Genomic DNA, 13,049 nt, shown 5'->3' on the forward strand with positions numbered 1-13,049 from the left:
TCGGCTCTCGCAGCCTGCGCGGAATCCGATTCAAATGAGGAATGGGAAGGCAGATGTTGCCTTCCCGCTCATTATAGGTTAAGGCGATTACATAGTGAAGTCCTCGTCGCAACTCTCCTGCCAAGTCGCAGCCGCTGCCGCGACCGCCTTCGCATCGGGCGGGCGGGCGCCGTAGCGCTCCTGGTTGTACACCGCCGTCACGGCGGACACGGCCTCGGCCGCCCCGGGTTCCGCCGCCGCCAAAGCCGTCCGGTACGCGTTCGGGGTCTCCGCCGGCCGGCGCGGTCGCCCCCTCGCCGCTCCCCAGCGCTGTAGCCGCCGGTACAGCGCCCGGGCGCTGCCGGCCGGTACCGGCTCCTCGCCGGCCGCACCCCCGCCCGGCCCGCCTTCTGACCGGCGCTGCAGGAGCCCACGCAGGTCCTGCCAGAGAGAGGCCCAGAACCCGAGGCTGGTCCGCTCCTCCTCCACCTCCACCGTTCGCCGCCCGCCGGCCGTGGCGCGCCAGAGCCAGACCGCCAGAAGCCCCAATGCCAGCAGGAGCAGTCCGGCCCTGAGGAACGGTTCCAGGTCAACACCGGGGCCGGGGTCCGGCAGCAGGTCCGGGGCGCCCAGCTCGACCTCCTCACCGCCGCCGGATTCCACCGGTTCCACGCGGGCGGCCATGCGCTGCAGGAGGCGGAACAGCGGCTCCAGCAGCAGAGCGATCCACATCGCCACAGTGGCAACGGCCTCCGCGATGAAGTGGTAGACCGGCGCCACAGCCCGGCCGACGGCACGCAGGGCGGCCGTCACGCGGTCGACCGTCAGCACTGCCGACGCGGCCACCGTTCCCGCCACGAGGGCGAGCACGAAGCCCGTCACGGCGGGGGAGGCGGCCTCTGCGGCCTGCTCGCCGGCCTCCTGTGCGCCCAGCAGGGCCCTTTCACGCGTGAGGATGAGGAGCGAAAGGCCCGCCGCGAAGAGCAGCACGACGGCCCAGGCGAGCACCAGCTGCACCGGCCCCGACCGGCCCTCGCCCAACAGCAGGAGCAGGATGATGCCGGCCAGCTGCGCGCCGAAGGGAACCCAGGCACGGCTGAACAGCCGGCCGTACTCCAGCCCCTCCAGGGCATGGCGGGCCCCGGCGTACCAGAGGTACGCGGCCGCGGGCACGAAGGCCACGGCCGGGTTGGGCCTGAGCAGTCCGGTCTGCAGGTCGCCGGGCTGCACCGCGTACGCAGCCAGGTAGCCGAGGAAGGTGCCCGCGAGCATGGCCAACAGCCGTGCTGGGCGCGATTCGGCGCGGCTGCCCGATGTCCACACGGCGGCCGCAAGGAAGACCGCCAGCGGGAGCCAGGCCCCGGGCACAGCCGCGAACCAGTCCGCCGCGCCATCCGCGGCGTAGAAGAGCAGCATCCACGGGAGGGCCGCCGCCGTCTCCACCAGCGCGGCCAGTAGCCACCGCAGCGCCTGGCCGCTACTTCGCCAGAACCGCGCCATGCAGCCCCTCCTCTCCGCCCACACGGTAGATCCGCACGCCCGGCAGCTCCGGCGCCGGGGGTGCGTCCGCCCCCGTCAGCACCAGCGTCACCGGCCGGCCGGAGCGCTGGGCGCGGAGGATCGCGCCGGCCAGTTCGGGCCCCACCTGCCGGCTGATCACCACCAGCGAGGTGCCGTACGGCAGCGCAGGCACCTCCACCGCCATCAACTCCCACAGCGGCTGGGGCGAGCCGGTCTGCAGGCGGGCCAGCCCCTCCAGGGCCTGCACCAGCACCCCATCCCCCCTGGCCGGGGGCAGGCGGAGGCTGAAGCCCCACTCGTAGACCAGGCCGTTGGCGTACAGGCCTACGGGCAGGGCCTGCTCGTGCGCCCAGTTGACCACGGAGGCGGCCACGCTCACCCCCGCCTCCAGCGCATCCGCGTCATCGCCCTCCCAGAAGCGCTCGTAGGACCAGGTGTTCAGAAACACCGCCAGCCCCAGGCTGGCCGAGGGGTCCAGCAGCTTCACCTGCAGCTCCCCGGCCGCAGCCGTCGCCTTCCAGTGCACCTGGTTCAGCGGGTCGCCCGGCCGGTACTCGCGCACCCCGGCGAATCGGAGCGGGTCGGCGAAGAGCCTGTCGCGGGAGGCCAGGTCGCCGAAGGGGCGCCGGGAGGGCAGCCCCACCGCCTCCAGCGGCAGCACCCGGGGGTAGACCAGCAGCACGTCCGACGAGGGGACCTCCATGCGCTGCTCCGCCCAGCCGAACGGATCGCCCGCGCTCACCACCGCCGGCCCCAGCCGGTACGCGCCGCGCCGCGTCGCGCGCAGGGTGAAGCGCCGCTCCACCCGCTGGTACCAGCCCAGGCTGAAGCGCAGCCGCAGCCGCTCCCGGCCCCGCCCCTGAAAATGAAGCCGCTGCGCCTCCACGTGCAGGGCCGCGGGGACAGACTCGTCCACCACCACATACGTCAGCGGCAGCACCTTCCGGTTGGTCACCGCGACGCTCAGGGTGACCGTCTCCCCGGCGAAACACCGGCTCTGCTCAAAGCGGCGTTCATAGCTGAGCCGGCTGAGCCCGAACCGGCTCCAGAGGGCCACCACCCCCAGGACCAGGGCCACCAGGCCGGCCACCAGCAGCAGGAGGCCGCTCCGCAGCCACAGGGCCGCCAGCAGCAGGGCGCCCACCCCGAGCCACTGGAGCCCGGACCCGCCGCCTGCGCCCACCTACACCGCCCCCTTCGGCACGGGCTCGGCCGGCACGGGCGTGGACGCGAGGATCTGATCGAGCGCCTCGGCGGCGCCCCGCCCCCGCAGCCTGAGCTGGGTCGAGGCCACCAGCCGGTGAGCCAGCACGGGCCGCGCCAGGTGCTGCACGTCGTCGGGCAGGACGTAGTCGCGCCCGCGCACCGCCGCCAGGGCCTGTGCGGCGCGCAGCAGGGCCAGGGTGCCCCGGGGGCTCACCCCAAGTTCGATGCCCTCCGCGGTGCGGGTGGCCCTGGCCAGGTCCACGATGTACTGCTGCACCGGCCGGGCCACGTGCACACGCGGCACCGCCTCCTGCAGCGCGATGATCTCCCCGGCCTTTGCAACCGGCGCCAGCTCCCGGTAGGGATCGCCGCTCCGAAAGCGGTCCAGCATCGCCATCTCCTCGTCGGCCGAGGGGTAGCCCGCGGGCAGCTTCAGCAGGAACCGGTCAAGCTGCGCCTCGGGCAGGGGGAACGTTCCCTCCTGCTCCACCGGGTTCTGGGTCGCCAGCACCAGGAAGGGGCGCGCCAACTGCCGGGTGACGCCCTCCACGGTGACCTGCCGCTCCTCCATGCATTCCAGGAGGGCGGACTGGGTGCGCGGCGTCGCCCGATTGATCTCATCGGCCAGGAGCACCTGGGCGAACACGGGCCCGGGCCGGAACTCGAACTCGCCGCTCTTCTGGTTGAAGTAGGAGAGGCCGGTCACGTCGGAGGGCAGCAGGTCCGGGGTGAACTGAATGCGGCGGAACGACACGTCCAACGACCGCGCCAGCGACTTCGCCAGCATCGTCTTGCCCGTTCCCGGCACATCCTCGATCAGCACGTGCCCGCCGGCCGCCAGGGCCACCAACAGCAGTTCGATGACCTCGGCCTTGCCCACCATCACCTTCTCCATGTTGGCGCGAATGCGTGCTGCCAGCTCTGCCATCTGCTCCATCTCGCTGCCTCCCTGGCTGTACCCATGCCTGTACTTACTCCAAAGGACGTGTGGGTGGCATGAATCGTTCAGGGAAAGTGAAGACTAACACAGGCGGCTGGTTTCGCCTGGAACCTTCACTTGGTGCGAAGTGCTTGGTACAATGGCCTCAGAAGGAGCGAACAGGAGGTGGAGCTCGTGACCGAGAAGCGCAAGCAGACCCGGAACGGTGGCTCCGTCCTGAGCCTCAAGGAGATGGTACCCGAGGGCTGGCGGGATGAACGCCCGGCCTTCGCCGGCGATCCGTTCTTCGACTGGGAATCCCGCCCCGAACCTCCTCATCCAGATCGCCAGATTCGCTTCGGCGTTAAGCAGAGCAAACCTCAGCAGACATAGAGAGCAGGCGCCCCCGGGGAGATTCCCGGGGGCGCCCCGCTTCACCGGCCGGGCTTCCTCTGCACAGTCCCGCTAACCGGAAGAGGCGTCGTTCTGCCGCCGCAGCGACTCCTCCAGACGTACGATCCGGATGTTCTGCTCCAGCACCGCCCGGGCGAACCGGGCCTTCTCCCGCTGCAGGCGGCCGTTCTCCGCCTCCAGGCGGGCGATGAGCGCCCGCCGCTCACGCTCCTGCGCGGCCAGCAGGTTCATCAGAATCCGGCGGCTCGTGCGGAGCCCCCGCACCCGCTCCTCCAGCACGCGGACCCGATCGCGCAAGGCCTGCAGTTCGTCGTATCCCACGTTCGCACCCCTCAGGCAGCGGTATGCTCCAGGGTAGTTTACCGCCTGAGGAGAGAGATTATGCCAGTGAACCGCCCGTTCTCCGGTACCAGGGCGAAAGCGCCTTCAGCTGCTGCACCACGTCCATGCTGACGCTCACCGTGCCCGGCACGATCGTCCGGGTTCCCCGCGGACCGTGGCTGTCGGTGCCGCCGGTCACGACCAGGCCGGCGTCGAGCCCCCAGCGCGCGTAGAACTGCCGCTGCAGGTCGCTGTGGTCGGTGTGGTAGGCCTCGATGCCCATGACGCCCGCGGTAATCGTCTCCCGCACCCGCCGGTCGTCGCCGATCAGGCCCGGGTGGGCCAGCACCGGCACCCCGCCGGCCCCCTTCACGATGGCGATGGCCTCGGCGGGCTCCAGCTTGGGCCGAGGGACGTAGGCCGGCCGGCCACGGGCCAGGAACCGCTCGAACGCCTCGGCGATAGTGCGCACCACACCCAGTTCCACCAGCTCGGCCGCGATGTGCGGCCGGCCGACCGACTCCCCGCCGCGGGCGAGGATCCGCTCCAGCGAGACCTCCGTGTAGCCCAGCTGGTGAAGCTTCGCCACCGCCTCCTCGGCGCGCCTGCGCCGGCCGCCGCGCATGCGCCGCAGCAGGTCGGCCATCGCCGGTTCGGTGGGGTCGAAGTAGTAGGCCAGGATGTGCACCTCGGTCTTCCCCACCTCGGTGGAGAGCTCGCACCCGGGGACGAGATCGATCCCCGCCTCCTCAGCCGCGGCCCGGGCCTCCGCCCAGCCGGCGATGGTGTCGTGGTCGGTAATGCCCACGGCGGCCAGCCCCTGGCTGGCCGCCCATTTCACGTGTTCCGCGGGACTCAGCGTCCCGTCCGAGGCCGTGGTGTGGTTGTGCAGGTCCGCGCGCCCCGCGGGCGGGGGCATCGGCATCCGCACCATCTAGCGACCGCCCTCCGCAAAGCGGCGCGCCGCCTCGACGAAGGTGCGGGTTCCGGCGCCGGTGGCCCCCTCGTCCTCGTACTTGTCGCCGCTGTTCTTCCAGGCCAGGGCGGCGATGTCCATGTGCACGCACGGGGTGTCGCCCACATGCCGCATGAGGAAGAGGCCGCCGGCCACCGTGCCCGCCGCGCGGTTCTTCGTGCCGTTGATCATGTCCGCGATCGGCGACTTGATCAGGTCGTAGTACTCCTCGTCGTGGGGCAGCTTCCAGCCGCGCTCGCCCGCCGCCTCGCCGGCCTGGTACACCTCCTCCTCCCAGGCGTCGTCATTGGCCACCAGACCGAACCGGATCGGCCCCAGGGCGATGTTCACGGCGCCGGTGAGCGTGGAGGCGGTGATGATTTTCTGGCACCCCTGGCTGGCGGCGTAGGCCAGCCCGTCCGCGAGGATCAGCCGCCCCTCGGCGTCGGTGGAGCGGATCTCGACCGTCTTGCCCGAGAGCCCCACGACGACGTCGCCCGGCCGGTACGAGCCGCCGTCCGGCATGTTGTCCGTGGAGGGGATGACCGCCAGCACGTCGGCCTTCAGCTTCAGCCGGGCGATCGCCTGCATCGCGCCGATGACCGCCGCGGCGCCGCCCATGTCCATCTTCATGTTCCACATGCCCTCGGTGGGCTTGATCGAGATGCCGCCGGAGTCAAAGGTGAGCCCCTTGCCCACGAGGCCCAGCCACGGACCCTTGCCGCCGCCCCCCTTGTACCGCATCACGATGAAGCGCGGCTCCTCCCGGGAGCCCTGGTTCACCGCCAGCAGGAGGCCGAGGCCCAGCTCCTCGCAGCCCTTCTTGTCGTAGACCTCCACCTCGATGCCGTTCTGCCGGCACATCTCGGCGGCCCGCTCGGCCAGCCTGGTCGCGGTCATGTGGTTGCCCGGGGTCCAGGCCAGGGTCCGCGCCAGGTTCACGCCCTCGGCCACCGTGCGCCCGTGCTCCACACCCTCGGCGACCTCGTCGCCGCCCAGGATGTGCACGACCTCCACCTCGGGCCGCTCCTTCTTCTCCGACTTCCAGTCGGGCAGCCGGAAGAGGCCGTGCAGGGCGCCTTCGGTCACAAAGCGGGCCGCGGTGGCCGCCTTCATCTCAACGGTGCGCGGCTGGGCGAAGGCGATGGAGCGCGCACCGCTGGAGCGGGCCGCCCGGGCCCCGATGCCCGCGGCGCGGCGCAGCGACCGGTTGGTTACCTTTGCCGCCTTGCCGAGCCCCAGAAGCAGCACCTTGCGCGCCGGCAGCCGGCCGCCTGTGTACAGCAGGGTGGTTTCACCCAGCTCACCCTTGAAGTCCGCGCCGACCACCTGCGCGCAGAGCCCGCCCAGGGCCTCGTTCACATCGGCCGGAGCAGGGGTTCCCTCCGTCAGCGGCAGAATGAGCACGTCCACTGCGACCTCGGTGGGAGCCTGTCTGGTAACCTGGACTTTCATCACATGGCCTCCTCTGATGATTCATCTCCCGCGCCGGAAACGCTACCGCAGCACCTGCCGGAAGACCCGCAGGTAGTTGCCGCCCAGGAGCTTCTCCAGATCGGCCACGCCATACCCCCGGCGGAGCAGTTCTGCCGTCAGCCTGGGCAGGCAGGTCACGTCCTCCAGACCGGGCGGCGTCGTCGCGCCGTCGAAGTCCGAACCCAGGGCGACGTGGTCGGCGCTGCCCAGCAGCTGGCAGACGTGGTCGATGTGGTCCGCGACCGTCTCCAGCGTGGCGGTCTCCCGGCCCATGAAGCTGGCCACGAAGGAGATCCCGAAGACGCCCCCGCTCGCCGCCAGGGCCCTGATCTGCTCGTCGGTCAGGTTGCGGGGGTGCGGATACAGCGCGTGGCAGTTCCCGTGGGTGAAGAGCACCGGGTCCTCCGACAGCTCGAGCACCTGGAAGAAGCCCGTTGGCGTGATGTGCGCCAGGTCGATGAGCATCCCGAGCCGGTTCATCTCCCGCACCACCTCGCGGCCGAAACGGGTGAGGCCGCCGCCGGACTCCGGCTCGCCCACGCCCTCGGCCACCTCGTTGCGGTGGTTCCAGACGAGGCCCATCATGCGCACGCCGAGGCGGTAGTAGCTGCGCAGCAGCGCCAGCGACCCCTGCAGCGCCTCGGCCCCCTCGATGTTCAGCAGCACGGCCAGCTCGCCGGCGGCATGGGCCTCGGTCACGTCCTCGGCCCGCAGCACGAGCCGCACGCCCTGTGTCCCCTCGATCTGGCTCAGCAGCCCGTCGATGGCCTCCAGCGCCCGGCGGGGGGCCACCGGGTAGTAGACCGGGTCGGTCCAGGCCGCCTGCACGGTGCAGGTCAGCCCGCCTTCCCGGGCCCGGGGCCAGTCGATGTGCCCCTTGTCAGACCGCTCGATCAGGGTGCGTTCGCCGGCCAGGACCATCAGAATCGAATCGGCATGCCCATCAATCACCAGGCAGCGGCGATGCAGCGCCGCCGCCTCCTCCAGGTGCTCCATCCGCGTTCCCTCCTGCGCGAGTTGCCGTTAGGAGTGTTTCCATCTCCCCGGGCGAAACCCCTCCTCCGGACTACATAGCACCGCCCGACCCTTGCGGGCCGGGCGGCTTATGTGCCTACCTGTCACTCACCCTCGGACTTGCCTCGGTATCTCGGCTCAGCGCGGCTCCACAATCAGCTTGATGGCAGTGCGCTCCTCGCCATCAATCTTCAGATCGGTGAACGCCGGAATGCAGATCAGATCGACGCCGCTGGGGGCGACAAACCCGCGGGCAATCGCCACCGCCTTAACCGCCTGGTTGAGCGCTCCTGCCCCAATTGCCTGGATCTCGGCGGCCCCACGTTCCCGCAGACACCCTGCGAGTGCTCCCGCCACTGCGTTCGGGCTCGACTTTGCCGATACCTTTAGCACTTCCATAACCAATGTCCCCTCCACTGGAATTTGGTGGTTGATGAGTTGCTAATATCCTACCATCTTCCAAAGAGACTAGCAAGTGGTTCTGTCACCACTTCTCTTTCCAAAATCCGCTGGATGCTGGTCGCCCTGCCGGTCGCCTCATCCACCTCGACCAGCACCGCCGACAGGATCGCGGGACCCCGCGCGGCCTCCAGCCGCACGGGCCGCTGCGTCAGGAACCGTTCCAGCACCAGCTCCCGGTCGGCGCCGATCACCGATACCCACGGACCGCACATGCCCACGTCGGTCAGGTAGGCCGTACCGCCCGGCAGAATGACTTCATCCGCGGTCTGCACGTGTGTATGCGTACCGATGACGGCGCTCACCCGGCCGTCCAGGTACCATCCCAACGCCTGCTTTTCAGACGTGGCTTCCGCATGACAGTCGACAACGATGACCGGCGTGCTCTGCCTGAGCCGCTCCACCTCGTCATCCACCGCCCGGAACGGATCCTCCAGCAGCTGCGGGGAGTAGACCCGTCCCTGCACCTGCACCACGGCCAGCAGGGGCCTGCCCCCACGACGAATGATGTACGAGCCGGCCCCGGGCGTGCCGGGCGGGTAGTTGAGCGGGCGGATCAGGCGTGGTTCCTCATCAATATACGGGGCGATCTCCCGCTTGTCGAAGGCGTGATTCCCCAGCGTGATTGCGTCGACACCCAGTGAGAACAGCTCCCGGCAGATCTGAGCGCTGATGCCCTTGCCCCCCGCTGCGTTCTCACCGTTGACGACCACCGCATCCGCGCCGGTCTCCTTCACCAGCGGGGCCATCCGCCGCGCTACCACCTCCCGCCCCACTCGCCCGTATACGTCACCAAAGAACAAAATGCGCAAGGCGCAGCGCCTCCAGTCTTCTGCCCACTTTTCCCATCGTTCGCGATATGCACTATTATACCCGACCCGATGGGTTAAGGGCTGACTGGATTCCGCGTAGTGCGCTCACCAATCAATACGCAGAGACGAGCACAAAAGTTCGCAAGTCACACAGCAAAGTTGTGATTCCGCCGCCCGCCTCGGCTGCCCTCGGCTTCAGCATACGCAAACAGGCCGGTCTGCGCCCCTGGGGGCCGACCGGCCTGGCATGACATGCCGCGCTACTTATGGAAGATCATCAGCCTGCCGTTCTCGCGGATGGCGATGAGGTTCGGCTGCCGCCGCTGGCTGCTGAGCGAGGCCATGACCTCCTCGATCAGCTCATCCTGCGCCATCAGCTCCTCCTCGCCAAAGAACTCCATGGGTTCGGTGAGCAGCCGCTGCTGGAACAGCGTCCGCATGACCGCAACCACGGTGTAGAGCTCCTCGGGGGTGAGGCTCAGAACGTCTCGCTCGACGGCAACGGTGTTCAGTTCGCCGAACGCCGACTGCCGCACGTCGATGAGTTCGGCCACCCGCTGGTTCATCATGTGGTAAACCTCCAGCGTCTCCCGAATGCGACCGGCCGCCGCCGAGAACTCCTCGTCCGTCAGCGGGCCTTTCACCAGGAAGGAGAGACGCAGGGCCCGGCGCCCCGGGTCGTACCGCACCGTGGCGATTTCGGGGTAGCGAATGGCATAGCTCATCAGCAACTGAATGGTGCGAGCCGAGGGCTCGTCGCCCCTGCGCATGTTCACCCCATCATGCCTCCTTCACAGGGGAAGCGGAGTTCCCCGAACGAGCTGCCGCACCAGTGACGCTGCGCCGACACCTCTTGGCGAGTGTCGGCGCAGTGTGCGCTCTCTTTGTATGACGTCCGCGGCAGGAGAAAGGTTCGCCGGCCTCAGCGGGCGTACTCCACCGCACGGGTCTCCCGGACGACGACCACCCGGATCTGCCCGGGGTACTCCAGTTCGTCCTCGATCCGCTTGGCGATCTCCTTCGTCAGCTTCATGGCGGCGTAGTCGTCGATCTTCTCGGGCTTCACCATGACCCGGATCTCGCGACCCGCCTGAATGGCGTACGACTTGTCGACGCCGTCAAAGCTGTCCGCCAGCGACTCCAGCTTCTCGAGCCGCTTGATGTACGTCTCCAGGGTCTCGCGCCGGGCGCCGGGCCGGGCCGCCGAGATGGCGTCCGCCGCGGCCACCAGGTGCGCCTCCACCGAGCGCGGCTCCACGTCTCCGTGGTGGCACTCCATGGCGTGGATGACGTCGGGGTGTTCCTTGTACCGGCGGAGCAGGCTCACGCCGATCTGCACATGGGAACCCTCGATCTCGTGGTCCACCGCCTTGCCGATGTCGTGCAGGAGCCCGGCACGCTTGGCCACCTCCACGTTGACGCCCAGCTCGGCGGCCATGACGCCGGCCAGGTGTGCCACCTCGATGGAGTGCTTCAGCACGTTCTGACCGTACGAGGTGCGGAACTTCAGCCGGCCCAGCAGCTTCACCAGCTCCGGGTGCAGGTTGTGGATGCCCAGCTCGAAGCAGGCGGACTCGCCCTCCTCGCGGATGCGGGCCTCAACCTCCTTCTGCGCCTTCTCCACCATCTCCTCGATGCGGGCGGGGTGGATGCGGCCGTCCTGGATCAGCTTCTGCAGGGCGATCTTCGCCACCTCACGCCGCACGGGGTCGAACCCGGACAGCACAACCGCCTCTGGCGTATCGTCGATGATCAGATCGATTCCGGTGAGCGTCTCCAGCGTGCGGATGTTCCGCCCCTCGCGCCCGATGATCCGGCCCTTCATCTCGTCGTTGGGCAGGGTGACCACCGAGACGGTCAGCTCCGACGAGTGGTCGGCCGCAACCCGCTGCACGGCGATGCCCACCAGCTCGCGGGCCTTCTTCTCGGCGTTCTCCCTGGCCTCGGCCTCGATCTCCCGCATCAGCTTTGCGGCATCGGCGCGGGCCTCCTGTTCCACGTGCTCCAAAAAGAGCTGGCGCGCTTCCTCCATGGTGAGCTGCGAAATGCGCTCCAGTTCTGCCAACTGCTTGTTCACCAGTTCCTGTGCAATCTGGTTCTTGCGGTCGAGCTCCCGTTCCTTGCGGTTCAGGACCTCTTCCTTGCGCTCCAGCTGCTCCACCTTGCGGTCGAGCGCCTCCTCCTTCTGGACCACCCGGCGCTCCAGCCGCTGGACTTCGGCGCGCCGCTCCTTCAGCTCGCGCTCGGTCTCCGTGCGAAGCCTGTGAACCTCTTCCTTAGCTTCGAGGATCGCTTCCTTCTTCTTAGCTTCCGCCTCGCGCAGGGCCTCGTCCACGATGTGCCGCGCCCTTGCGTCTGCGGAGTTCAGCTTCAACCGGGACTCACGCTGAAACCACTGGTAACCGCCTGCCACACCGGCCGCGGCGCCCAGGATCAACGCGATGACAGCAACAAGAACATAGAGAATTGCCTTCACCTCCTGTCTGCCCGTGTCGTGAAGTTGCGCATTCGAGCGAAAAGAAAAACGGACCATGCACCGGTCCGTACTCCGTGCTCGCCATATGCCTGTACACGCCGTCCTCGCGGGCGGCGCGCGGGTTGTCGACCAGATCGGTTTTGCCTGCAATGACAAACCCTAAGGTACAGAATCGCCTTAGGAGACATTTCTATAGCAAAACACGGGGCCTTTGCCCGTGGTTACCAACTGGCCTGGGTAACAAAACCCATCGAATGTACAACCATTGGCTCGCACAAAGAGGGCGGACCTCACTTCATGATAACCCTCAACGCGCTTTCTGTCAAGGTTAAGAAAATTGCGTATTAAGGCGTGTGCATGTCCGGTTCCCGAGAGGCCAGCAGCAGCCAGGTGGCCAGCCCCACCGTCCCCCGGCCGTCCGGGCGCGCCTGGCCGGGCCCCAGCACGTAGGGGCCCAGGTCAAAGTGCCAGGTGGTGTTGATCTGCAGCAGCAGGTTCACCACCCGGCCGTACCGCGGCCGGCTGTCGCGGCTCAGACCCGAGAGGAGGCGGAAGGTTACCACCGCCTCCTCGTACAGGCGCGCGAGCGTCCGCGCCAGCCCCCGCTGCACCGAAGGCTCCAGCTCCATGGTGGCCAGCTTCAGGTCGAGCCGCTCGTACAGCAGGTGCCAGTGGCGGTAGCGCCCGTCCAGCTTCGCCTCCTCCTCGGGCCGGAGGTCGGCCGGCGGCAGGTCCGCCTCGATCTCCTCCCGGGCGGCGAGGGTCGCTGGGTCCAGATCGAGGCTGTCCAGCAGCCGGTTGGTCGCCGCGGCCGTTTCCCGGGTCCAGGTCTCGGCGCTGCGGGTCCAGCGCAGCAGGGCCAGCGCGTGGCGCCTCCAGGCAGGCCGGTCGCCGTCGGCAACCTGCAGGAGGCTGTCTACCAGCTTGACGAGATCGGCGCAGAGCAGCTGGAGCGCGGCCAGGTCGAATGCGGCAAGATATGCCGCATCGGGCTCCAGCCCCGCCTGCACCAGCCGCTGCCACAGCGCCTCACTCAGTGTGGCGGCCGAGGTCGTGCGGTGGATGCGGGCCTCCGTCTCCTCCCACCAGTGCACGGCGATCCTCCTCCTGTCGGGCCGGTCAGGCCTCCGCGGGCTCAGAGCTGCCGGAGCCGGGAGGCGACCTCTTCCAGCAGGTAGTCCACGGCCTCCCGCACCTCGGCCTCATCCGCCTCGTAAGTGCTGATCTCCGCAACGGTTCCCCGGTGCAGGTGAACCGTGATCAGCGAGCCCCTGGGAAGCTGAAAACACCACATGGCATGCTCGTGCGGGCCCAGGTGCGCGCTGGGCACGCCCAGCATCGCGCGCATGATCACCCGCACGCTGCGCTCACGCCCGCGGGTGAGCTGCAGCCAGTCGTTCTTCCGATAGGTCAGCGGCCGGCACTTGGACAGGTAATTGCCGAAGACCTTGCGGTGAACGAAGGTTTGCAGGGTATAGGCCAACGTGTTACCTCCTC

General features: G+C 68.7%; 14 protein-coding genes. 1 reads left to right on the forward strand and 13 read right to left on the reverse strand.

Annotated features, from left to right (window positions below; genetic code table 11):
• Positions 1-87: 87 nt before the first annotated feature.
• From ACZ45O_RS05290 to ACZ45O_RS05300, 3 genes are read right to left on the reverse strand one after another with little or no spacing between them, the layout of a single operon-like run.
• Complete coding sequence (locus ACZ45O_RS05290) at positions 88-1,479, reverse strand: DUF4129 domain-containing protein (protein ID WP_464856267.1); 1,392 nt, start codon at positions 1,477-1,479, stop codon at positions 88-90.
• Positions 1,457-2,683, reverse strand: coding sequence for a DUF58 domain-containing protein (locus tag ACZ45O_RS05295; RefSeq protein ID WP_464856269.1), 1,227 nt, complete (start codon positions 2,681-2,683; stop codon positions 1,457-1,459). Before ACZ45O_RS05295 ends, ACZ45O_RS05290 begins: the two co-directional genes overlap by 23 nt.
• On the reverse strand, positions 2,684-3,643 hold the full coding sequence (locus tag ACZ45O_RS05300; RefSeq protein WP_464856271.1) for an AAA family ATPase: 960 nt from the start codon (positions 3,641-3,643) through the stop codon (positions 2,684-2,686).
• A 177-nt stretch (positions 3,644-3,820) separates the two neighbouring features.
• Between ACZ45O_RS05300 and ACZ45O_RS05305 the strand changes: the two genes are divergently transcribed.
• A complete protein-coding gene (locus ACZ45O_RS05305; RefSeq protein WP_464856273.1) occupies positions 3,821-4,018 on the forward strand; it encodes a hypothetical protein in 198 nt (65 codons plus the stop codon).
• A 72-nt stretch (positions 4,019-4,090) separates the two neighbouring features.
• On the opposite strand, the gene ACZ45O_RS05310 is transcribed toward ACZ45O_RS05305, so the two are convergent.
• The 10 genes from ACZ45O_RS05310 to ACZ45O_RS05355 form a co-directional block, all read right to left on the reverse strand.
• Positions 4,091-4,360, reverse strand: a complete 270-nt coding sequence (locus ACZ45O_RS05310; protein ID WP_464856275.1) for a translation initiation factor 2 — start codon at positions 4,358-4,360, stop codon at positions 4,091-4,093.
• A gap of 58 nt (positions 4,361-4,418) precedes the next feature.
• Positions 4,419-5,294, reverse strand: coding sequence for a PHP domain-containing protein (locus ACZ45O_RS05315; RefSeq protein WP_464856277.1), 876 nt, complete (start codon positions 5,292-5,294; stop codon positions 4,419-4,421).
• On the reverse strand, positions 5,295-6,770 hold the full coding sequence (locus tag ACZ45O_RS05320) for a leucyl aminopeptidase (protein WP_464856279.1): 1,476 nt from the start codon (positions 6,768-6,770) through the stop codon (positions 5,295-5,297). It lies immediately after the preceding gene.
• A 42-nt stretch (positions 6,771-6,812) separates the two neighbouring features.
• Complete coding sequence (locus tag ACZ45O_RS05325) at positions 6,813-7,787, reverse strand: dipeptidase (RefSeq protein ID WP_464856281.1); 975 nt, start codon at positions 7,785-7,787, stop codon at positions 6,813-6,815.
• A 156-nt stretch (positions 7,788-7,943) separates the two neighbouring features.
• Entirely contained in the window at positions 7,944-8,204 is a 261-nt protein-coding gene (gene spoVS / locus ACZ45O_RS05330; RefSeq protein WP_209464917.1) for a stage V sporulation protein SpoVS, read from the reverse strand.
• A gap of 50 nt (positions 8,205-8,254) precedes the next feature.
• Positions 8,255-9,076, reverse strand: a complete 822-nt coding sequence (locus ACZ45O_RS05335) for a TIGR00282 family metallophosphoesterase (protein ID WP_464856283.1) — start codon at positions 9,074-9,076, stop codon at positions 8,255-8,257.
• Positions 9,077-9,336: 260 nt separating this feature from the next.
• Entirely contained in the window at positions 9,337-9,852 is a 516-nt protein-coding gene (locus ACZ45O_RS05340) for a hypothetical protein (protein WP_464856285.1), read from the reverse strand.
• 146 nt (positions 9,853-9,998) lie between these two features.
• Positions 9,999-11,609, reverse strand: coding sequence for a ribonuclease Y (gene rny / locus ACZ45O_RS05345; protein ID WP_464856287.1), 1,611 nt, complete (start codon positions 11,607-11,609; stop codon positions 9,999-10,001).
• Positions 11,610-11,896: 287 nt separating this feature from the next.
• A complete protein-coding gene (locus tag ACZ45O_RS05350; protein WP_464856289.1) occupies positions 11,897-12,646 on the reverse strand; it encodes a hypothetical protein in 750 nt (249 codons plus the stop codon).
• Between the two features lie 41 nt (positions 12,647-12,687).
• Positions 12,688-13,035 (reverse strand): hypothetical protein, encoded by a 348-nt coding sequence (locus ACZ45O_RS05355; protein ID WP_464856291.1) that lies wholly within the window; start codon positions 13,033-13,035, stop codon positions 12,688-12,690.
• Positions 13,036-13,049: the final 14 nt, after the last annotated feature.

Source organism: Symbiobacterium turbinis (assembly GCF_055383075.1).